Raw genomic sequence first — 21,098 nt, 5'->3', positions numbered from 1 at the left:
TCGGAGCCCGAAGACGCATGCCGCAGACAAAACCCCCATTACCCGACGTTCAGTTGCTGACGCGCGGTCAGTTGCCGTGCCTGAATGCGCGTTCCCTGGATGCGCACAAGGGCCAGTTCGGCCATCTGTTGCTGATCGGTGGTGATCTTGGTTTTGCCGGAGCCGCGCTATTGAGCGCTGAAAGCGCCCTGCGCAGTGGCGCCGGGCTGGTGTCCCTGGCGACCCGCAGCGAGCATGTGGCGGCTGCCGCTGCGCGCCTGCCGGAAGTCATGACCCTGGGCACCCATTCGGCCAATCAATTGATGGCGCTGCTGGCGCGGGCCACGGTGCTGGTGGTGGGGCCGGGCCTGGGGCAGGGTGCCTGGGGGCGCAGCCTGTTGTCGGCGGCGGCCAATGCGCGCTTGCCGCAGGTCTGGGACGCCGATGCCCTGAATCTGTTGGCGTTGGGGGCGGCGCAGTTGCCGCGAGCCAGTGTGATCACCCCGCATCCGGGCGAGGCGGCGCGGTTACTGGGCATCTCCACTGCCGAAATTCAGGCCGATCGCCCCGGGGCCGCCAGGGCCTTGAGTGAGAAATACCAGGCCGTGGCCGTGCTCAAGGGCGCGGGCAGTCTGATCGCCAGTCCCGATGGGCAACTGGCACGCTGTGATGTCGGGCATCCGGCGATGGCCACGGCGGGGCTGGGGGATGTGCTCGCCGGCTTGATCGGGGCCTTGCTGGCGCAGGGGTTGCCGGTATTCGAGGCGGCTTGCCTGGCGGTCTGGCTGCATGCCAGCGCCGGCGAGCAGCAAGGAAAAATGGGCCGTGGGCTGGCGGCCAGTGATCTGATTCCAGTCATTCGTCAGTTGTTGGAGGAGCAATCACCGTGTCTGAGTTAACCCTTTACCTGGCCGATGAGCAGGCCATGGTGGAATTTGGCGCACGCATTGCGCGGATCACCCAGGGTGTGGGGGTGATTTTTCTCGAGGGTGACCTGGGGGCGGGCAAGACCACCTTGTCCCGCGGCATCATCCGCGGGCTGGGGCATGTGGGGGCGGTGAAGAGCCCGACCTTCACCCTGGTGGAGCCTTACGAGATTGGCCCGGTGCGGGCCTTTCACTTCGATCTGTACCGCTTGGTGGACCCCGAGGAGCTGGAATTCCTGGGCATTCGCGACTACTTCGAGGGCGATGCATTGTGTCTTCTGGAGTGGCCCCAGAAGGGTGCAGGCTTTTTGCCAAAGCCCGACCTGACCATTACCATTACCCCGCATAACAGCGGGCGTTCAGTGCACCTGTTGTCTCAAGGCTCGCGCGGCGAGTCCTGGTGTGCCGCTTTGGCGTTGGAATTCAAATAATTGATGGGGTTAGGTATGCGCATTCGCGCGTTGGTTACTGTCGTAGGACTGTTGCTTACGGCATTGGCCGTCGATGCTGTGGCCGCAACACAGGTTCGCAGCGTCCGCCTGTGGCGGGCACCGGATAACACGCGACTGGTATTCGACCTGTCCGGCCCGGTCCAGCACAGTGTCTTTACCCTGACGGCCCCGGATCGTCTGGTGATCGATATCAATGGCGCGACCCTGGGCGGTCAACTGAACGTCGCCACCGCCAATACGCCGATCACCGCCATGCGCTCGGCGCAGCGCACCCCTACCGACCTGCGGGTGGTCATCGACCTGAAAAAGGCCGTTACGCCCAAGAGTTTCACCCTGGCGCCCAACGCCCAGTACGGCAATCGCCTGGTGGTCGACCTGTTCGACAACCCGGCCGATGCCGCGCCGCCCGTGGCGCCGCCGCCAACCGTGGCGACGGTTCCCGCTGTGCCGGTAACCCCGGCGGAACCGGCGATCAAGCTGCCTCCGGCGCCGGCCGGCAAGCGCGACATCATCGTGGTGATCGATGCCGGTCATGGTGGCGAAGACCCGGGCGCTTCCGGTTCCCGTGGCCAGCATGAGAAAGACGTGGTGCTGGCCATTGCCCGGGAACTGCAGCGCCAGGTCAACGGCCTCAAGGGCTTCCGTGCCGAGCTGACGCGTACCGGCGACTATTTCATCCCGCTGCGCGGCCGCACCGAGATCGCTCGCAAGAAGGGTGCCGACCTGTTCGTTTCGATCCACGCCGACGCCGCCCCCTCGGCCGCTGCCTTCGGCGCCTCGGTGTTCGCCCTGTCCGAGCGCGGTGCCACTTCGGAAACCGCGCGCTGGCTGGCGGACAGTGAAAACCGTTCCGACCTGATCGGTGGTGCCGGTAACGTCAGCCTGGATGACAAGGACCGGATGCTTGCCGGGGTGTTGCTGGACCTGTCGATGACCGCGTCCCTGACCTCCAGCCTGAATGTCGGGCAGAAGGTGCTGAACAACATCGGCCGGGTCACGCCGCTGCACAAGCAGCGCGTGGAGCAGGCGGGGTTCATGGTGCTCAAGTCGCCGGATATTCCGTCGATCCTGGTGGAAACCGGCTTTATCTCCAACTCCAACGAAGCCTCGAAGCTGGCCACCGCCAGCCATCAGCAGGCCCTGGCGCGTTCCATCAGCAGTGGCGTGCGGCAGTTCTTCCAGCAGAATCCGCCACCGGGCACCTACATTGCCTGGCTGCGGGATTCCGGGAAGATCGCCCAGGGGCCGCGTGATCACCGGGTCAGCCCCGGGGAGAGCCTGGCCATGATCGCGGTGCGCTATCAGGTATCGGCGGCGACGCTGCGCAGTGCCAACAACCTGAAGAGCGATGAATTGAAAGTGGGGCAGGTCTTGACCATCCCCGGCACCGAACTGGCGGCCAAGGAATGAGTGAATCGGTGAACAGCAGTGCGCGTATCGAGCTGCTCAGCCCGCGCCTGGCCAACCAGATCGCCGCGGGCGAGGTGGTTGAGCGCCCGGCTTCGGTGATCAAGGAACTGCTGGAGAACAGCCTGGACTCCGGCGCCAAGCGTATCGATGTGGATGTCGAGCAGGCTGGGGTCAAGCTGTTGCGGGTTCGCGATGACGGCCGCGGTATTGCCGCCGATGACCTGCCGCTGGCCCTGGCGCGTCACGCCACCAGCAAGATTCGTGATCTGGAAGACCTGGAGCGGGTGATGAGCCTGGGCTTCCGGGGTGAGGCCCTGGCGTCCATCAGCTCGGTGGCACGCCTGACCCTGACCTCCCGCACCCGGGATGCCGATCAGGCCTGGCAGGTGGAAACCGAAGGCCGGGACATGGCGGCGCGGGTGCAGCCGGCGGCGCATCCGGTGGGCACCTCGGTGGAAGTGCGCGACCTGTTCTTCAATACCCCGGCGCGGCGCAAGTTCCTCAAGGCCGAGAAAACCGAGTTCGATCACCTGCAGGAAGTGATCAGGCGCCTGGCTTTGGCGCGTTTCGACGTGGCCTTTCATCTGCGCCATAACGGCAAGAGCATCCTCAGCCTGCATGAGGCCAAGGACGACATGGCCCGTGCCCGGCGTGTGGCCGCAGTCTGTGGCTCGGGTTTCCTGGAGCAGGCGCTGCCGATCGATGTCGAGCGCAATGGCCTGCACCTCTGGGGTTGGGTGGGCTTGCCGACCTTCTCCCGCAGCCAGGCGGACCTGCAGTATTTCTATGTCAACGGTCGTGCGGTGAAGGACAAGCTGGTGGCCCATGCGGTGCGCCAGGCCTACCGCGATGTGCTGTTCAACGGCCGGCACCCGACCTTCGTGCTGTTTTTCGAGGTCGACCCGGCTGTGGTCGACGTCAACGTCCACCCGACCAAGCACGAAGTGCGCTTCCGTGATGGGCGCATGGTCCATGACTTCCTTTATGGCACCTTGCATCGGGCCCTGGGCGATGTGCGTCCCGAGGACCAATTGGCGGCGCCGGCGGCGGTGGCCGGCATAGTGCGGCCGACGGGGCTCGAGGCCGGTGAATTCGGGCCCCAGGGCGAGATGCGCCTGGCGGCGAACCTGGCCCTGGAGCAGCCACAGTCCCAGCCGGGCTTCAGTGCACCGAGTACCGGTGCTGGCAGCGGCTATCAATATCAGTACACGCCACGCCCGCAGCCGGTGCTGCCGGCCGCGGAGGCCCAGGGCGCCTATCGCGAATTCTTTGCGCCGCTGCCAGGTGCTGCGGCTAGCGCACTACCGGAAAGCCAGGAAGACATTCCTCCATTGGGCTATGCGTTGGCGCAGCTCAAGGGCATCTACATCCTGGCGGAGAACGCCCTTGGCCTGGTGCTGGTGGATATGCACGCGGCTCACGAGCGCATCATGTACGAGCGCTTGAAGGTGGCCATGGCCAGCGAAGGTCTGAGCGGCCAACCCTTGCTGGTGCCGGAGTCGATCGCGGTCAGCCAGCGCGAGGCCGATTGCGCAGAGGAGCATGTCGCCTGGTTCCAGCGCCTGGGCTTCGAGCTGCAGCGCCTGGGGCCGGAGTCCCTGGCGATCCGGCAGATTCCGGCCTTGCTCAAGCAGGCCGAGGCCAATCGGCTGGTGCATGACGTGCTGGCGGACCTGATGGAATACGGCACCAGTGACCGGATCCAGGCCCATCTCAACGAGTTGCTGGGCACCATGGCCTGCCACGGTGCGATCCGTGCCAACCGGCGCCTGGCCCTGGCGGAAATGAACGGCTTGCTGCGCGACATGGAAAACACCGAGCGCAGCGGCCAATGCAACCACGGTCGACCGACCTGGACCCAGTTGGGCCTGGACGATCTGGATAAACTCTTTCTGCGCGGCCGTTGATGACTCAGTTACCTCCAGCGATTTTCCTGATGGGCCCGACCGCTGCGGGCAAGACCGACCTGGCCATCGAACTGACCAAGGTGCTGCCGTGCGAGCTGATCAGCGTCGATTCGGCGCTGGTCTATCGCGGCATGGACATTGGCACCGCCAAGCCGTCCAAGGAGTTGCTGGCCGAGTTTCCCCATCGCTTGATCGATATCCTCGACCCGGCCGAAAGCTATTCTGCGGCGGATTTTCGTCGTGATGCCCTGGCGGCCATGGCCGATATCACCGCGCGAGGCAAGATTCCCTTGCTGGTGGGCGGCACCATGCTTTATTACAAGGCGCTGCTCGAAGGCCTGGCGGATATGCCGGCGGCCGACCCGCAAGTGCGCGCCGAGCTTGAAGAAGAAGCCGCGCGCCTTGGCTGGCAGGCGTTGCATGAGCAGTTGGCAGCGGTGGATCCCGAGTCCGCGGCGCGGATCCATCCCAATGACCCGCAGCGCCTGACCCGGGCGCTGGAGGTGTACCGGGTCAGCGGCCTGACGATGACGGCTCATCGCCAGCGCCAATTGGCGCAAAGTACTGAAGCAGGCGCATCGGGACGCAGCCAATTGCCCTATACTGTCGCCAATCTGGCCATCGCCCCGGCGAATCGCCAGGTACTGCACCAGCGTATTGCACAAAGATTCACACAAATGTTGGAACAGGGATTCATTGACGAGGTCGTAGCTCTGCGCTCCAGAAGTGACCTGCACGCCGGCTTGCCGTCTATACGTGCAGTGGGTTACCGCCAAGTCTGGGATCATCTGGATGGCAAGCTGACGTCAGCCGAAATGCAGGAACGGGGCATCATTGCCACGCGCCAATTGGCGAAACGCCAGTTCACCTGGTTACGCAGTTGGGCTGACCTGCAATGGTTGGACAGCCTGGATTGCGACAATCTGCCACGCGCCTTGAAATACTTAGGGACGATCTCCATATTGGGCTGAGTCCTTGCAATTGCCGTCTATCCTTGGGGGTGTGACGGCTTTGGCCATCTGTTTTCTATTTTTTATTATTGATCCTTAAAGGAGTGCGGCACATGTCAAAAGGGCATTCGCTACAAGACCCTTACTTGAATACATTGCGTAAAGAGAAAGTTGGGGTTTCCATCTATCTGGTCAATGGCATCAAACTGCAAGGCACGATCGAGTCGTTCGACCAGTTCGTTATCCTGCTGAAAAACACCGTTAGCCAGATGGTTTACAAGCACGCTATCTCGACAGTGGTTCCGGTTCGCCCAATTCGTCTGCCTAGCGCATCCGAATCCGAACAGGGTGACGCTGAGCCAGGTAACGCCTGATAGGAGTCTCCTTTGTTCTTTGAGCGCCACGGTGGTGGTGAACGGGCCATTCTCGTTCACTTGGATGGTCAGGACCCTGAGGCGCGCGAAGATCCGCAGGAGTTTCAGGAGCTGGCACTATCGGCCGGCGCCGAGACCGTCGCGTTTGTTAGCGTGCCGCGTCATCGGCCAACGGCCAAATACCTGGTTGGCAGCGGCAAGGTCGAAGAATTACGCGACCTGGTCAACGCCGAACAGGTAGACCTGGTGATTTTCAATCACATCCTCACGCCCAGTCAGGAACGTAACCTCGAACGTGTATTCGAGTGTCGCGTGATCGACCGCACGGGTCTGATTCTCGATATTTTCGCTCAGCGCGCGCGCACTCACGAAGGCAAGCTTCAGGTCGAACTGGCCCAGCTTGAGCATATGAGCACGCGTCTGGTGCGTGGCTGGACCCACCTTGAGCGGCAAAAGGGTGGTATCGGCCTGCGCGGTCCGGGCGAAACCCAGCTGGAAACCGACCGGCGCCTGCTGCGCGTACGCCTGCGGCAGATCAAGGCACGCCTGGAAAAGGTTCGTAGCCAGCGTGAACAGGCTCGGCGTGGCCGCAAGCGCGCGGATATCCCTTCGGTGTCGTTGGTGGGTTACACCAACGCCGGCAAGTCCACCTTGTTCAATGCCGTGACCGCGTCCGAGGTCTTTGCTGCCGACCAATTGTTCGCCACCCTCGATCCCACCTTGCGCCGTCTGGAACTGGACGACTTGGGGCCGATCGTGCTGGCCGATACCGTGGGCTTCATTCGGCACTTGCCGCACAAGTTGGTCGAGGCGTTTCGGGCTACCCTCGAGGAGTCGAGCAACTCCGACCTGCTGCTGCACGTGATCGATTCCCATGAACCCGAGCGTATGGCCCAGATCGAGCAGGTCATGGTGGTGCTCGGGGAGATCGGGGCTCAAGACTTGCCGATCCTGGAGGTCTATAACAAACTCGATTTGCTCGAGGGCGTGGAGCCGCAGATCCAGCGCGATCCCGATGGCAAGCCGCAGCGTGTCTGGCTGTCGGCCCGCGATGGTCGTGGGCTGGATTTGCTCAAGCAGGCCATTGCCGAGCTGCTGGGCGAAGATTTGTTCGTCGGCACCTTGCGCTTGCCGCAGCGTTTTGCTCGACTGCGAGCACAGTTTTTCCAGTTGAACGCGGTGCAGAAAGAAGATCACGACGACGAAGGCGTCAGTTTGCTGGCCGTGCGCCTGCCGCGCGCCGAGTTGAACCGGCTGGTCAGTCGCGAAGGACTGCAACCTTCTGAATTCATCGAGCAACACACTTTGCAATAAAAGCCTGGGCAGGCGGTTGTGCCGCTGTAGCAGGCATTCTGTAGCATTGGTCGGCGCGCCGTGGGTGCGTCTTTGCTTTATCAGATGGAGAGCGCTATGGCTTGGAATGAGCCGGGTGGCAACTCGAATAATCAGGACCCTTGGGGTGGCAAGCGCCGCAATAACGGCGATCGCAAGGGGCCACCAGATCTCGACGAGGCCTTCCGAAAGCTGCAGGAAAGCCTGAATGGGTTGTTCGGTGGTGGTAAGAAACGTGGTGATGACGGCGGCAGTTCCGGCAAGGGCGGCGGCTTCGGCTTGCTGGGCGTCGGTCTGGCCGTATTGGCGGCTGCCTGGCTGTACAGCGCGGTCTATGTCGTAGACGAGCAGGAGCAGGCCGTGGTGCTGCGCCTGGGCAAGTACTACGAAACCGTTGGGCCGGGCCTGAATATCTACTTCCCGCCGATGGACAAGAAGTACATGGAGAACGTCACGCGTGAGCGTGCCTACACCAAGCAGGGGCAGATGCTCACCGAGGACGAGAACATCGTCGAAGTGCCGCTGACCGTGCAGTACAAGATCAGCAACCTGCAGGACTTCGTGCTGAACGTCGATCAGCCGGAAATCAGCCTGCAGCATGCGACCGACAGCGCCCTGCGCCACGTGGTGGGTTCCACCGCCATGGACCAGGTGCTGACCGAAGGTCGTGAATTGATGGCGAGCGAGATCAAGGAGCGCCTGCAGCGGTTCCTCGACAACTATCGCACCGGTATCACCGTTACCCAGGTGAACGTACAGAGCGCAGCGGCACCGCGTGAAGTGCAGGAAGCCTTCGATGACGTGATCCGTGCCCGTGAAGATGAACAGCGTTCGCGCAACCAGGCTGAAACCTACGCCAACGGCGTGGTGCCGGAAGCCCGTGGCCAGGCCCAGCGCATCCTCGAGGATGCCAATGGTTACCGCGATGAAGTGGTTTCCCGCGCCAAGGGTGAGGCGGATCGCTTCACCAAGCTGGTCGCCGAGTACCGCAAGGCTCCCGAGGTCACTCGTCAGCGCCTGTACCTGGACACCATGCAGGAAGTCTTCAGCAATACCAGCAAGGTGCTGGTAACCGGCAGCAAGGGCGGGCAGAACAACCTGCTTTACCTGCCGCTGGACAAGATGATCGACAGTGGTCGTAGCGGCGGTGCTCCGGTAACCGGCTCGGCTTCTGCAGCCAGCAATGAAGCGAATGCGCGCGCCGCGGTTGAGCATATGCAGCAACAGCAGCAAACGCGTTCTAGGGAGAGTCGCTGATGAGCAATAAATCGCTGATCGCCCTGATCGTGGGCGTAGTCGTGGCGGTGGTTGCCTGGAACAGCTTCTACATCGTCGCTCAAACCGAGCGCGCGGTGTTGCTGCAGTTCGGTCGTGTGGTTCAGGCCGATGTCCAGCCTGGCCCCCACTGGAAAGTGCCCTACATCAACCAGGTGCGTAAGTTCGACGCGCGCCTGATGACCCTGGATGCACCGACCCAGCGCTTCCTGACCCTGGAAAAGAAAGCGGTGATGGTGGATGCCTACGCCAAGTGGCGGGTGAAGGATGCCGAGCGCTTCTACACCGCGACTTCCGGCCTCAAGCAGATCGCTGACGAGCGTCTTTCCCGTCGTCTGGAATCGGGCCTGCGTGACCAGTTCGGTAAGCGCACCCTGCATGAAGTGGTTTCCGGTGAGCGTGACGCGCTGATGGCGGACATCACGGGTTCGCTGAACAAGATGGCGGAAAAGGAGCTGGGCATCGAAGTGGTCGATGTCCGGGTCAAGGCCATCGACCTGCCGAAGGAAGTCAACCGCAGCGTGTTCGAGCGCATGAGCACCGAGCGTGAGCGTGAAGCTCGCGAGCACCGCGCCAAGGGTAACGAGCTGGCCGAAGGCATCCGTGCCGACGCCGATCGTCAGCGTCGCGTGTTGCTGGCGGAAGCCTATCGCGAGTCTGAAGAGGCGCGCGGTGATGGTGACGCCCAGGCAGCGGCGATCTACGCCAAGGCCTACGGCCAGGACCAGGAGTTCTACGCGTTCTACCGTAGCCTGCGTGCCTACCGTGAAAGCTTCGCGAACAAATCCGATGTCATGGTTCTGGACCCAAGCAGTGACTTCTTCCACTACCTGGAAAAGTCCAAGCCTTGATCCGACCCTGATCCCTGGGCACCCCGCCGGGCGGCTAAAACGCCTCGCGGGGTGATCCTTTGGGAAAACGGGTGTATGATGCGGCAGCCGGGAAATTCCCGGCTTTTTTGCGTCTGCATCTTTGATTGGCCGTGGCTCGTTCAAGAGTCCGGCGAGATTTTTCGAGGAAAATGGTCTGTACAGCTGATTCCTGGCTGCCTGTCCGGCTGAGCTCGTGTCGGATGCGACCCTTTTCTGCTTCACTCTAAGGCTGGCCCCAGGCTTGCCGCCCGGACCATAGGGGAATGGCGTAATGGCAACGGTAGACCGCTGGCTGCTGCCAGATGGCATCGAAGAAGTATTGCCGCCGGAAGCGGCGCGCATCGAAGTGGCGCGTCGTCAGGTGTTGGATCTGTTCCAGAGCTGGGGTTACGAGTTCGTCGTCACTCCCCATATCGAATACCTGGAGTCCCTGCTGACGGGCGCCGGCCAGGATCTGGATCTGCGTACCTTCAAGGTCATCGACCCGCAATCGGGGCGGCAGATGGGTTTCCGTGCCGATATCACGCCGCAGGTGGCGCGCATCGACGCCCACACCTTGCGCCGCGAAGGGCCAAGCCGCCTGTGCTACGCCGGCAGCGTGCTGCATGCCCAGCCGCGGGCCTTGTCGTCCTCGCGCAGCCCTATCCAGTTGGGTGCCGAGTTGTACGGCGATGCCAGCCCGAGCAGCGACGTCGAGGTTATCAGCCTGATGCTGGCCATGCTGCAACTGGCCGACGTACCGGATGTGCACATGGACCTTGGGCACGTGGGCATCTACCGCGGTCTGGCCCAGGCCGCCGGCCTGTCCGGCGCGGTGGAGCAGCAACTGTTCGACGCCCTGCAGCGCAAGGCCATCGATGAGGTCATCAGCCTGACCCAGGGCCTGCCCGCCGACCTGGCACAAATGCTGCGCTCCCTGGTGGACCTGTGCGGCAGTCGTGAAGTGTTGAGCGAGGCCCGTCGACGCCTGGCAGGCGCACCGACGTCGGTGCTGCTGGCGCTGGATGAATTGCTGACCATCGCCGAGCGCTTGTCGGTGCGTTTCCCGGGTTTGCCGCTGTATTTCGACCTGGGCGAGCTGCGTGGCTACCACTATCACACCGGCGTGGTGTTCGCGGTGTTCGTGCCTGGCGTGGGTCAATCCATCGCCCAGGGCGGTCGTTACGATGACATCGGCGCGGACTTCGGGCGTGCCCGTCCGGCCACGGGTTTCTCTACCGATCTGAAAACCCTGGTGACCCTGGGGCGTGCCGAAATCCCGTTGCCCAGTGGCGGGATCTGGATGCCTGACAGCACTGACGCAACACTCTGGCGGGCCGTCTGCCAGTTGCGCAGTGAGGGTCAGCGTGTAGTCCAGGCGTTGCCCGGCCAGCCATTGGCGGCTGCCGCTGAAGCGGACTGCGACCGGCAATTGATTCAGCACAATGGGCTTTGGCAAGTATTGCCGCTGGTTTCTTGAGTTTTCCTGCCGGCGGCTGCCGGCACCAAGTTTGCGCGAATGAGGACAAATGTTATGGGTAAGAATGTCGTAGTCCTGGGCACCCAGTGGGGTGATGAGGGCAAAGGCAAGATCGTCGATCTGCTGACCGAACATGCCGCCGCCGTAGTGCGCTACCAGGGTGGCCACAACGCTGGCCACACCCTGGTGATCGACGGTGAGAAGACCGTCCTGCACCTGATTCCGTCCGGCGTGCTGCGCGAAGGCGTGCAGTGCCTGATCGGCAACGGTGTGGTGGTAGCACCGGATGCCTTGATGCGTGAAATCGTCAAGCTGGAAGAGAAAGGCGTACCGGTGCGTGAGCGCCTGCGTATCAGCCCGTCCTGCCCGCTGATCCTGTCCTATCACGTGGCCCTGGACCAGGCCCGCGAGAAGGCCCGTGGCGAGCAGAAGATCGGCACCACCGGTCGCGGCATCGGCCCGGCTTACGAAGACAAGGTTGCCCGTCGTGGCCTGCGCATCGGTGATCTGTTCCACCGCGAGCGTTTCGCCGCCAAGCTGGGCGAGTTGCTGGACTACCACAACTTCGTCCTGGTGAATTACTACAAAGAGCCGGCCATCGACTTCCAGAAGACCCTGGACGAGTGCATGGAATACGCCGAGCTGCTCAAGCCGATGATGCTCGACGTCACCGCCGAGCTGCACCAGCTGCGCCGCGCCGGCAAGGACATCATGTTCGAAGGTGCCCAGGGTTCTCTGCTGGACATCGACCACGGTACCTACCCGTACGTCACCAGCTCCAACACCACTGCTGGCGGCATCGCCACCGGTTCGGGCGTGGGTCCGATGTACCTGGACTACATCCTGGGCATCACCAAGGCCTACACCACTCGCGTGGGTTCGGGTCCGTTCCCGACTGAGTTGTTCGACGACGTCGGTGCCTTCCTGGCCAAGCGTGGCCACGAGTTCGGTGCTACCACCGGTCGTGCCCGTCGCTGTGGCTGGTTCGACGCCGTGATCCTGCGTCGCGCCATCGACGTCAACAGCATCTCGGGCCTGTGCCTGACCAAGCTGGACGTGCTGGATGGCCTGGAAACCATCAACATCTGCGTTGGCTACAAGAACCAGGATGGTGCAGTCATCGACGCGCCAACCGACGCCGACAGCTACATTGGCCTGGAGCCGGTGTACGAGCAGATGCCGGGCTGGAGCGAATCGACCCTGGGCGCCAAGACCCTGGCCGAGCTGCCGGCAGCTGCCCAGGCCTACATCAAGCGCATCGAAGAGCTGGTCGGCGCGCCGATCGACATTATTTCGACGGGCCCGGACCGCAACGAAACCATCGTTCTGCGTCATCCGTTCGCTTGATAAGTCGTTGATGTAAAAACCAAAGGGCCCTTGATCGGGCCCTTTGTCGTTTCTGTCTGCCGCGCGGCACGACCCTTGCTGTGAAATTCACTTCTAGAGTGCCATCAGAATAATGGCGTCAAAAGTAGAGGGATTTCCTGTGTCGGCCGTTCTCTCACTGTTACAAAGCCGTTTACTACGGCCTGTGTTCGTTACCCTCGGTATCGCCCTTTTGGTGCAGGTGCTGCTCGCCGTTGCACTGACTCGGAGCACGGTGACGGCCCTGGAGGCCGATCTGGCTTCGCGCCTGGGTGTCGATAGCCAGAAGTTGTCTGGCGAGCTCGAGCAGGCAGGCAAGGAGGTCACTTCCAGCCTGGATAGCCTGTCCAGCAGCACCCGCCAGCGTCTGACCGCGGGCCTGTCTTCCCGTCTCAAGGAAGAGCAGGTGCAACTGCGCGCTGCCCTGGAAAAAGACCTGAAGGATTCCGCTAATGACATGGCCCAGTTGCTGGCCTCGGTGGCGCCTCGCGCCATGTGGGACAGCGATGTGCCGACCTTGTCCGAATTCGCACGGCGTGCGCAGCGCAATCCCAATGTGTTGTTCGTGGTTTATGACGATGCGGCGGGCGAGCATCTGACCCGCTATCTGAATCGTGAGAACCCCATCAACAAGGCCCTGCTGGAGAAGGGCAAGGGCGATCGGGCGTTGGACAAGGTGCTGGATGCGGCGAAGAGTGACCCTTCGGTGTATTACCTCGAAGCCTCGATCAACCCCAATGGGGTGGAGATCGGCAAGGTGCTGATGGGGGTGTCCACGGCTTCGGTGGAAGCAGATATCGCGGCCCTCGACCAGCGTTTCGGAGCACTGATCGCCAGCAGCGACCAGTTGGTGGGCGACAGCCTCAAAGGCGCTTCGGCCGACAGCTCGGCCGCCATGCGCTCGCGCCTGCAGTCGGCCCAGGCCACCGCCGCGCAGATGCAGGCCAATACCGCAAGCACCGTACAGGAAGCTGCGGCCACCCTGCGCTGGCAGATTGGTGCCGGTCTGGCGCTGGTGGGGCTGGCCTTGCTGCTGTTGCTGGCGGTGGTGCTGGGGCGGCGAGTGGTGAACAAGCTGCACCTGCTGATCGCCGCGCTCAAGGACCTGGCGGCGGGCGAGGGCGACCTGACCAAGCGGGTGCCGCTCAACAGCAATGACGAGATCGGCGACATGGCTGCGGCGGTGAATCGCTTTGTGGATAAGCTGCAGCCCATCGTGCGTGAAGCAGGGGATGTGGCGCAGCGTACCGGGGTCGAGATTGGCGCCATGAGCCAGCGCAATGCCGGGGCCGATGCCGCCGCCGAAGCGCAGCGTGATGAAGTGGCAGAGAGCCTGCGGGCCTTGTCGCAAATGGCCGACGAAGCCCAGGCGGAAAGCCAGGCGATGCAGGCTGCGCTGCAGCAAGTGGTGGAGATTCGCCAGGCCACCGACGAAACCACCCGTACCTCCGAGCAGGTGGGCAGCCTGATCGAGGCGTTGGCCGGGCAGGTGGATACCGGGGCCAAGGTGATCGAGCGGCTGGCGCAGCAGAGCGAGCAGATCGAGGTGGTGCTGACGGTGATCCATGGTATCGCCGAACAGACCAACCTGCTGGCGCTGAACGCTGCAATCGAGGCTGCGCGGGCTGGCGAAACCGGGCGCGGCTTTGCGGTGGTGGCGGATGAAGTGCGGGCCCTGGCCAGCAAGACCCAGAGCTCCACCGGGGATATCCAGGCGCATATCGGCGCCCTGCAGCAGGGCGCACGGGAAGCGGTGGCGGCTATCGGCCAGGCTGGGCGCCAGGCCAGCGAGGGCTTGCTGGTGCTGCGCGACAGCGCGCGGTTGCAGCAGTCGGTGCAGTCTTCGGTGGAGCAGGTGCATGCGGCCATCGGCCTGGCTACCCAGGCAGCGGCGCATCAGGCCCAGGGTGCGCAGGCGGTGCGGGGGCGGGTGGAAACCATCCATGCCCAGGCTGAGCGCGCCGCGCAGGCAGTGGTGGAAACCACTGCCAGCGGCAAGGTGCTGGATAATCTGGCGGCCCAGCTCAAGGCCAGTCTGGGGCAATTCCGCGCCTGACACGTCGCCGGTACTGGCTCCTGCATCGCTCTGTAGGAGCCGGCTTGCCGGCGAAGCCCTTCTCAGCGACTCAAATACATCCGCGTGGTCAGCAGATACACCGGCAGCCCCGACACCAGAATCAACAGCGCCGCATAAGGCGCCGCAGCCGCGAACTCCACATTCGCGGTATGCGCCCAGACTTCGGTGGCCAGGGTGTCCAGCCCGGTCGGGCTGAGCAGCAGGGTCGCGGTCAACTCCTTCATCGCATCCAGAAACACCAGGGCGAATGCCGCGCCCAGTGCTGGAAAGATGATGGGCAGAGTCACCCGGCAAAAGGCACTGAACGAGGACGCGCCCAAGGTTCTCGCGGCTTCCTCGAGCTGCGGCGCGGCCTTGTTCAGCGCGGTACGGATCGGCGCCTGGGCCAGGGGCAGGAACAGCAGGGCGTAGGCAATCAACAGCAGTGCCGAGCTCTGGTACAACGCTGGCACATAGTGCAGGGCGAAGTACACCAGGGTCAGGGCGATCACCAGCCCCGGCAAGGCGTGCAGCAGATAGGGCAGGCGCTCGGCCCAGATCGCCAGTCGACCTTTGTAACGCACTACCAGCAATCCTACCGGCACTGCCAGTACCAGGCACAGGGCGCCACCGCCCAGGGACAGCGCCAGGGATGAGAACAAGGCCTCGCCGATGGCGGCGACCGGGAAGGCGGCCGATGAGCCCACTGCCAGCCAATAGGCGAGCATGCCCAGGGGCACGCCACTGCCGATCAGGGTCAGCACCAGGCAATACAGCTGCCCGCCCATGGTCCAGCGGCCCAGGCGAACCTGTTCGGCATGCCGCGCTGCACCCTGGCCGGTGCGCACGTGTCGACCCTTGCCGCGCACCCGCAATTCCAGGCCCAGCAGCATCAGGCAGAGCATCAGCAGCACGGCCGAGAGCATGGCGGCGTTGGCATTGCTGAATTCCAGCTCGAATTGCTGATAGATCGCGGTGGTGAAGGTCTGCAGGCCAATGATCGACAGGGCGCCAAACTCCACCAGCATATGCAGGGCAATCAGCAGGGAGCCTGCCAGCAGTGAGGGCCAGAGCAGCGGCAGGGTGATCTTGAAGAACACTCCCCAGCGATTCTGCCCGAGGGTGCGTGCCGACTCCTCCAGGGAGGGGTCGAGATTGCGCAGCGTGGCGGCCACCGGCAAGAACACCAGTGGGTACTTGGACAGGGTCATTACCAGAATGGCGCCGCCCAAGCCTTCGAAGCCGGCACTCAGAGAGACCCAGGTGAAGCTGCTGACAAAAGCCGGTACGGCAAACGGCAGGCACAGCACCACGCCCCAGATGCGCCTGCCCGGCAGATCACTGCGCTCCAGCAGCCAGGCCAGGGACAGGCCGATCAAGGCGCAAGCGGTTGTCACCCCGAGCATCAGCAGCAGGGTATTGCTCAGCAGGCGCAATACATAGGGGCGCCAGAGCAGGTGCAAGGCTTCGGCCCAGCCCGCCTGCCAGGCCTTGAGGCCGACATACAGCAGCGGCAACAGGCTCAGGCAGACCAGCAGCAACACCGGCAGCAGCAGCCAGATCGAGGGGCGCTTGCGCCTCGGCATGTAGGCAGGGGCGGAGGGTGATGGGTTCATCAGTTCAGGCCGACATCGCGTTCCAGGTCCAGGGCCTGCTCGGCATTGCCCAGATCAGCCGGAGACACTTTCGGCGCTTCCAGCTCGCTGAAGGGCTTGAGGCCGCGGTCCGATTGCATGCCTTTATGCAGCGGATACTCGGCGGTGGTCTGGGTGATTACCCGTTGGCCTTCTTCGCTGGCCATGTAGGCGAGAAATTGCTGGGCTTCCTCTGGGTGCTTGCTGGCCTTGAGCACCGCGGCGCTGGATACGGTGATCAAGCCGCCGACGTCGCCGCCGGTGAAATAGTGCAGCTTGGAATCCAACTGGCCTTTTTCCCGTTGCAGGGCGAACCAGTAGTAGTTGTTCACCAGGACGGTGGCAACTTCGCCGCTTTCCACGGCCTTGAGAGCGACCATGTTGTTGCTGTAGACCTTGCCGAATGCCCGCAGGCCAGTCAGCCATTCTTCGGCGGCGTCCATGCCGTGCAGTTTGATGATAGCCACGGCCTGTTCCTGGAAGGCGCCGCTGGTGGGCACGAACCCGACCTTGCCTTGCCATTGTGGCTGGGAGAATTCCAGCACCGACTTGGGCAGGTCTTTCTCGTCGATCAGTTTCGGGTTGAAGGCCACCACTCGCACTCGTGCAGTGACGCCGATCCAGGTGCCGTTGCCGGCCACATATTCCTTGGGCAGGACAGCGAGGGTGCGGGCGTCGGTCTGGGCCAGCAGGCCTTGTTCGCCCAGCTTGTTCAGGGGCGGGGATTCTTCGGTGTAGATCACATCGGCGGGGGAGCGGTCGCCTTCTTCAACGACCTGGCTGGCCAGTTGATTGCTGCTGCCCTTGCGTACATTGACGTGAATGCCGGTCTTGGCCTCGAAGGCCTTGGCGATCGCGTCACCGACTTCCTTGTGCTGGCCGTTGTACAGGGTCAACGAAACGGGGTCGGCGGCCTGGGTGAGTGGAGATGCCAGGGTCAGTCCCAGCAAAGTGATGGTCAAGCCGCGTAGAAGGGATGTTGGAAGGAGGGTGTTTCTGAACATCATTCGCAGGTTTCCTCACTGTTGTGCCGCAAAAACTTGTAACAATCATAAACGATATCGTTTCTCATGTGCGCTTTGCGGGTACAGCGGCAGGCTCTGGGACGGAGGAATTACCTGGGGCCAGAAACGCAAAAACCCGCTTTCGCGGGTTTTTGTGAGACTTGAAAGCAGTGCTCTCAAGTTTGAATTGGTGCCCAGAAGAAGACTCGAACTTCCACGACCTTGCGGTCACCAGCACCTGAAGCTGGCGTGTCTACCAATTTCACCATCTGGGCAGTATCGACATCGTCGCCGTGTCGATGGAGCGCACTATACGGACAGTGTTTTGATCTGTAAACCCCTGTTTTGGATTTATTAAATCAAGCACTTAGAACGCAAAAACCCGCTTTCGCGGGTTTTTGTTCGAGCCTTGAAATCGATTGAATCTCAAGCTCTTGAATTGGTGCCCAGAAGAAGACTCGAACTTCCACGACCTTGCGGTCACCAGCACCTGAAGCTGGCGTGTCTACCAATTTCACCATCTGGGCAGTATCGCTGACGTCTCCGTCGTCGATGGCGCGCACTATACGGAGGCTCTTTTGAGCTGTAAACCCCCGATTTCAAAAAAGTTTAAAAAAAGCGCCAATAGCCTGCCTGAGGATATATCTGAAGCAGCGCTAAGGATTTTTCCTGTGCTGTATAAGCCTGAAATTTCCCGTTTCAATACGCGTATGCCAAACTAACCCGCATATTGACAAGGTGAAATCTATCTAATGGCCGATTGGCAGTCCCTCGATCCCGAGGCCGCTCGTGAAGCGGAAAAATACGAAAACCCTATTCCTAGCCGCGAACTCATCCTGCAGCACCTTGCTGACCGGGGTTCGCCAGCTAGCCGCGAGCAGTTGGTAGAAGAGTTCGGTCTGACCACAGAAGACCAATTCGAGGCCCTGCGTCGCCGCCTGCGCGCCATGGAGCGCGATGCTCAACTGATCTACACCCGCCGCGGCACTTATGCGCCGGTGGACAAGCTCGACCTGATCCTGGGCCGCATCAGCGGTCACCGCGACGGCTTTGGCTTCCTGGTGCCGGATGACGGCAGCGACGACCTGTTCATGAGCCCGGCGCAAATGCGCCTGGTGTTCGATGGCGATCGTGCCCTGGCCCGGGTTTCCGGTCTGGACCGTCGTGGCCGTCGTGAAGGCGTGATTGTCGAAGTGGTGTCCCGTGCCCATGAAAGCATCGTCGGCCGTTACTTCGAAGAAGGCGGCATCGGCTTTGTAGTGGCGGACAATCCGAAGATCCAGCAGGAAGTGCTGGTGACCCCCGGGCGCAACGCCAACGCCAAGATCGGTCAGTTCGTCGAAGTGAAGATCACCCACTGGCCGACACCGCGCTTCCAGCCGCAAGGCGATGTGGTGGAAGTGGTGGGCAACTACATGGCACCGGGCATGGAAATCGACATTGCCCTGCGCACTTACGATATTCCCCACGTCTGGCCTGAAGCCGTGCTCAAGGAAGCCGGCAAGCTCAAGCCGGAAGTGGAAGAGAAGGACAAGGAAAAGCGCATCGACCTGCGCGACTTGCCTTTTGTCACCATCGACGGTGAAGACGCCCGCGACTTCGACGATGCGGTCTATTGCGAAGCCAAGCCCGGCAAGCTGCGCCTGTTTGGCGGTGGCTGGAAACTGTACGTGGCGATTGCCGACGTCTCCAGCTACGTGAAGATCGGCTCGGCCCTGGACGCCGAAGCCCAGGTTCGCGGCAACTCGGTGTATTTCCCCGAGCGGGTGATTCCGATGCTGCCCGAGGAACTGTCCAACGGCCTGTGCTCGCTGAACCCGAAAGTCGACCGCCTGGCCATGGTTTGCGAGATGACCATCTCCAAATCCGGCGAAATGACCGACTACCAGTTCTACGAAGCGGTAATCCATTCCAAGGCGCGCCTGACCTACAACAAGGTCAGCAGCATGCTCGAGCAGCCGAAAACCAGCGAAGCCAAGCAGTTGCGCGGTGAGTATGGTGATGTCCTGCCGCACCTGAAGCAGCTGTATGCGCTGTACAAGGTCTTGCTGGGCGCGCGTCATACCCGTGGCGCCATCGACTTCGAAACCCAGGAAACCCGGATCATCTTCGGTTCCGAGCGCAAGATCGCCGAAATTCGTCCGACCACGCGCAACGATGCCCACAAGCTGATCGAGGAATGCATGCTGGCGGCCAACGTGGCCACCGCCGAGTTCCTCAAGAAGCACGAGATTCCGGCCCTGTACCGGGTGCACGATGGTCCGCCGCCGGAGCGCCTGGAAAAACTCCGCACCTTCCTTGGCGAGCTGGGGCTGTCCCTGCATAAAGGCAAGGATGGTCCGACACCCAAGGACTACCAGGCCCTGCTGGAACACATCAAGGACCGTCCGGATTACCACCTGATCCAGACCGTGATGCTGCGTTCGCTGAGCCAGGCGGTGTATAGCGCCGATAACCAGGGCCACTTCGGCCTGAACTACGAAGCCTATACCCACTTCACCTCGCCGATTCGTCGCTATCCGGACCTGCTGACCCACCGCGCCATCCGCAGTGTGATCCACTCCAAGCAGGACACCCCGCATGTACGGCGTGCCGGCGCGGCCAGCATTCCCAAGGCGCGCATCTATCCGTACGACGAAGCAGGCCTGGAGCAGCTCGGCGAGCAGTGCTCGATGAGCGAGCGACGCGCCGACGAGGCCACCCGCGACGTGGTGAACTGGCTCAAGTGCGAGTTCATGAAGGATCGCGTGGGTGAGTCCTTCCCCGGGGTGATCACGGCGGTTACTGGTTTCGGCCTGTTCGTCGAACTGACCGACATCTACGTCGAAGGCCTGGTGCATGTCACCGCCTTGCCGGGCGATTACTACCACTTCGATCCTGTGCATCACCGCCTGGCGGGCGAGCGCACGGGGCGCAGCTTCCGCCTGGGCGACACCGTGGAAGTGCGGGTCATGCGTGTCGACCTGGACGAGCGCAAGATCGACTTCGAGATGGCGGAAAAAACCATCAGTGCGCCGATCGGCCGCAAGAAGCGTGAAACCACTGCTGCGCCGGCGAGCAAGTCCGTCGAGCAGCCGGCTGCCGCCAAGGCTCCGCGGCGCAGCTCCAGCAAAGACAAGGCAAGCGAAGCCTACCGTCCTAGCGATGCTGCGGCGAAAAATGCCGAGGTGCGTAAGAGCCGTGAAATGAAGCAGGCCCTGCTGGCCGAGGCGAAAGCGGGCGGCAAGCCTGCGTCTGCGGGCAAGTCCGGCAAGCCGGCGCGCAATAGCGACAAGCCTGCCAAGCCGAGCAAGCATCGCAAAGGGCCGTCCAAACCTAAGGCCAAGTCATGAGTCAGTTGGAAAAAATCTACGGCGTGCATGCTGTGGAAGCGTTGCTGCGCCATCACCCCAAGCGGGTCAAGCAAATCTGGTTGGCTGAAGGCCGCAGCGACCCGCGGGTCCAGGTGCTGGTCGACCTGGCCGGGCAGAATCGGGTGGCGGTAGGGCAGGCCGAGCGTCGGGAAATGGACGCCTGGGTCGAAGGCGTGCACCAGGGCGTGGTGGCTGAAGTCAGCCCGAGCCAGGTGTGGGGCGAGGCCATGCTCGACGAGCTGCTGGACCGTACTGAAGGCGCGCCCTTGCTGCTGGTGCTGGACGGCGTGACTGACCCGCACAACCTCGGCGCCTGCCTGCGTACCGCCGATGCGGCCGGTGCGCTGGCAGTGCTGGTGCCCAAGGACAAGTCGGCGACCCTGACGCCGACCGTGCGTAAAGTGGCCTGCGGCGCTGCGGAAGTGATTCCGCTGGTGGCCGTGACCAACCTGGCTCGCACCCTGGAGAAACTCCAGCAGCGTGGCCTGTGGATAGTCGGCACTGCCGGCGAGGCCGAGCAGGAACTGTACGACCAGGACCTCACCGGCCCGACCATCATCATCATGGGTGCCGAAGGCAAGGGCATGCGCCGCCTGACCCGCGAACACTGCGACTACCTGGTGCGCCTGCCGATGGCCGGCAGTGTCAGCAGCCTCAATGTCTCGGTAGCGACCGGCGTCTGCCTGTTCGAGGCCATGCGCCAACGCAACGCCAAGACCAAGGCCTAAGCGCCAGCAGCGACAAGCGACA

At 62.6% G+C, this 21,098-nt stretch carries 16 protein-coding genes and 2 tRNA genes; 14 read left to right on the top strand and 4 right to left on the bottom strand.

The features are described 5' to 3' along the window. Window positions 1-17: 17 nt before the first annotated feature. The 12 genes from J4P02_RS06650 to J4P02_RS06595 all read left to right on the top strand — a co-directional run bounded on the left by J4P02_RS06650 (window position 18) and on the right by J4P02_RS06595 (window position 14,357). On the top strand, window positions 18-878 hold the full coding sequence (locus tag J4P02_RS06650; protein WP_426188785.1) for an NAD(P)H-hydrate dehydratase: 861 nt from the start codon (window positions 18-20) through the stop codon (window positions 876-878). Beyond that, window positions 866-1,336 (top strand): tRNA (adenosine(37)-N6)-threonylcarbamoyltransferase complex ATPase subunit type 1 TsaE, encoded by a 471-nt coding sequence (tsaE, locus tag J4P02_RS06645; RefSeq protein WP_426188784.1) that lies wholly within the window; start codon window positions 866-868, stop codon window positions 1,334-1,336. The genes J4P02_RS06650 and tsaE overlap by 13 nt, the downstream gene beginning before the upstream one ends. Before the next feature lie 3 nt (window positions 1,337-1,339). Further along, entirely contained in the window at window positions 1,340-2,767 is a 1,428-nt protein-coding gene (locus J4P02_RS06640) for an N-acetylmuramoyl-L-alanine amidase (protein WP_426188783.1), read from the top strand. Further along, window positions 2,764-4,674 carry a DNA mismatch repair endonuclease MutL gene (gene mutL, locus J4P02_RS06635; RefSeq protein ID WP_426188782.1) on the top strand — a complete coding sequence of 637 codons (1,911 nt, stop codon included), beginning with the start codon at window positions 2,764-2,766 and terminating at the stop codon, window positions 4,672-4,674. The genes J4P02_RS06640 and mutL overlap by 4 nt, the downstream gene beginning before the upstream one ends. Then, window positions 4,674-5,645 carry a tRNA (adenosine(37)-N6)-dimethylallyltransferase MiaA gene (miaA, locus tag J4P02_RS06630; protein ID WP_426188781.1) on the top strand — a complete coding sequence of 324 codons (972 nt, stop codon included), beginning with the start codon at window positions 4,674-4,676 and terminating at the stop codon, window positions 5,643-5,645. The genes mutL and miaA overlap by 1 nt, the downstream gene beginning before the upstream one ends. 92 nt (window positions 5,646-5,737) lie before the next feature. After that, a complete protein-coding gene (hfq, locus tag J4P02_RS06625; RefSeq protein ID WP_007921378.1) occupies window positions 5,738-5,998 on the top strand; it encodes an RNA chaperone Hfq in 261 nt (86 codons plus the stop codon). A gap of 12 nt (window positions 5,999-6,010) precedes the next feature. Next, window positions 6,011-7,312 carry a ribosome rescue GTPase HflX gene (hflX, locus tag J4P02_RS06620; protein WP_426188780.1) on the top strand — a complete coding sequence of 434 codons (1,302 nt, stop codon included), beginning with the start codon at window positions 6,011-6,013 and terminating at the stop codon, window positions 7,310-7,312. A gap of 96 nt (window positions 7,313-7,408) precedes the next feature. Next, window positions 7,409-8,587 carry an FtsH protease activity modulator HflK gene (hflK, locus tag J4P02_RS06615; RefSeq protein WP_426188779.1) on the top strand — a complete coding sequence of 393 codons (1,179 nt, stop codon included), beginning with the start codon at window positions 7,409-7,411 and terminating at the stop codon, window positions 8,585-8,587. Beyond that, complete coding sequence (hflC, locus tag J4P02_RS06610; RefSeq protein WP_426188778.1) at window positions 8,587-9,456, top strand: protease modulator HflC; 870 nt, start codon at window positions 8,587-8,589, stop codon at window positions 9,454-9,456. The genes hflK and hflC overlap by 1 nt, the downstream gene beginning before the upstream one ends. Window positions 9,457-9,748: 292 nt before the next feature. Then, a complete protein-coding gene (locus tag J4P02_RS06605) occupies window positions 9,749-10,936 on the top strand; it encodes an ATP phosphoribosyltransferase regulatory subunit (RefSeq protein WP_426188777.1) in 1,188 nt (395 codons plus the stop codon). Window positions 10,937-10,990: 54 nt separating this feature from the next. Then, on the top strand, window positions 10,991-12,283 hold the full coding sequence (locus J4P02_RS06600; protein WP_426188776.1) for an adenylosuccinate synthase: 1,293 nt from the start codon (window positions 10,991-10,993) through the stop codon (window positions 12,281-12,283). A gap of 139 nt (window positions 12,284-12,422) precedes the next feature. Further along, window positions 12,423-14,357, top strand: a complete 1,935-nt coding sequence (locus tag J4P02_RS06595) for a methyl-accepting chemotaxis protein (protein WP_426188775.1) — start codon at window positions 12,423-12,425, stop codon at window positions 14,355-14,357. A gap of 62 nt (window positions 14,358-14,419) precedes the next feature. On the opposite strand, the gene J4P02_RS06590 is transcribed toward J4P02_RS06595, so the two are convergent. The 4 genes from J4P02_RS06590 to J4P02_RS06575 form a co-directional block, all read right to left on the bottom strand. Next, window positions 14,420-15,973, bottom strand: a complete 1,554-nt coding sequence (locus J4P02_RS06590) for an ABC transporter permease (protein ID WP_426188774.1) — start codon at window positions 15,971-15,973, stop codon at window positions 14,420-14,422. After that, window positions 15,973-16,998, bottom strand: a complete 1,026-nt coding sequence (locus J4P02_RS06585) for an extracellular solute-binding protein (RefSeq protein WP_426188773.1) — start codon at window positions 16,996-16,998, stop codon at window positions 15,973-15,975. The genes J4P02_RS06590 and J4P02_RS06585 overlap by 1 nt, the downstream gene beginning before the upstream one ends. A 185-nt stretch (window positions 16,999-17,183) precedes the next feature. Next, window positions 17,184-17,270 (bottom strand) — tRNA-Leu (locus J4P02_RS06580). A 165-nt stretch (window positions 17,271-17,435) separates the two neighbouring features. Beyond that, window positions 17,436-17,522 (bottom strand) — tRNA-Leu (locus J4P02_RS06575). 225 nt (window positions 17,523-17,747) lie between these two features. Between J4P02_RS06575 and rnr the strand changes: the two genes are divergently transcribed. Further along, complete coding sequence (gene rnr, locus J4P02_RS06570; protein WP_426188772.1) at window positions 17,748-20,327, top strand: ribonuclease R; 2,580 nt, start codon at window positions 17,748-17,750, stop codon at window positions 20,325-20,327. Then, a complete protein-coding gene (rlmB, locus tag J4P02_RS06565; RefSeq protein WP_426188771.1) occupies window positions 20,324-21,076 on the top strand; it encodes a 23S rRNA (guanosine(2251)-2'-O)-methyltransferase RlmB in 753 nt (250 codons plus the stop codon). Before rnr ends, rlmB begins: the two co-directional genes overlap by 4 nt. The last annotated feature ends 22 nt before the right edge of the window (window positions 21,077-21,098 follow it).

This window comes from Pseudomonas sp. NFXW11 (assembly GCF_049887815.1).
Lineage (GTDB): Bacteria > Pseudomonadota > Gammaproteobacteria > Pseudomonadales > Pseudomonadaceae > Aquipseudomonas.
The sequence above is the reverse complement of the archived record's forward strand: the minus strand, read 5'-3'. Positions and strand labels throughout refer to the sequence as shown.

What these genes read in the sequence shown, in the direction of transcription:
- J4P02_RS06650 (WP_426188785.1), top strand. Translation starts at nt 18, where the DNA reads ATGCCGCAGACAAAACCCCCATTACCCGACGTTCAGTTGCTGACGCGC.
- J4P02_RS06640 (WP_426188783.1), top strand. Translation starts at nt 1,340, where the DNA reads ATGGGGTTAGGTATGCGCATTCGCGCGTTGGTTACTGTCGTAGGACTG.
- mutL (WP_426188782.1), top strand. Translation starts at nt 2,764, where the DNA reads ATGAGTGAATCGGTGAACAGCAGTGCGCGTATCGAGCTGCTCAGCCCG.
- miaA (WP_426188781.1), top strand. Translation starts at nt 4,674, where the DNA reads ATGACTCAGTTACCTCCAGCGATTTTCCTGATGGGCCCGACCGCTGCG.
- hfq (WP_007921378.1), top strand. Translation starts at nt 5,738, where the DNA reads ATGTCAAAAGGGCATTCGCTACAAGACCCTTACTTGAATACATTGCGT.
- hflK (WP_426188779.1), top strand. Translation starts at nt 7,409, where the DNA reads ATGGCTTGGAATGAGCCGGGTGGCAACTCGAATAATCAGGACCCTTGG.
- hflC (WP_426188778.1), top strand. Translation starts at nt 8,587, where the DNA reads ATGAGCAATAAATCGCTGATCGCCCTGATCGTGGGCGTAGTCGTGGCG.
- J4P02_RS06605 (WP_426188777.1), top strand. Translation starts at nt 9,749, where the DNA reads ATGGCAACGGTAGACCGCTGGCTGCTGCCAGATGGCATCGAAGAAGTA.
- J4P02_RS06600 (WP_426188776.1), top strand. Translation starts at nt 10,991, where the DNA reads ATGGGTAAGAATGTCGTAGTCCTGGGCACCCAGTGGGGTGATGAGGGC.
- J4P02_RS06590 (WP_426188774.1), bottom strand. Translation starts at nt 15,973, where the DNA reads ATGAACCCATCACCCTCCGCCCCTGCCTACATGCCGAGGCGCAAGCGC.
- J4P02_RS06585 (WP_426188773.1), bottom strand. Translation starts at nt 16,998, where the DNA reads ATGATGTTCAGAAACACCCTCCTTCCAACATCCCTTCTACGCGGCTTG.
- rnr (WP_426188772.1), top strand. Translation starts at nt 17,748, where the DNA reads ATGGCCGATTGGCAGTCCCTCGATCCCGAGGCCGCTCGTGAAGCGGAA.
- rlmB (WP_426188771.1), top strand. Translation starts at nt 20,324, where the DNA reads ATGAGTCAGTTGGAAAAAATCTACGGCGTGCATGCTGTGGAAGCGTTG.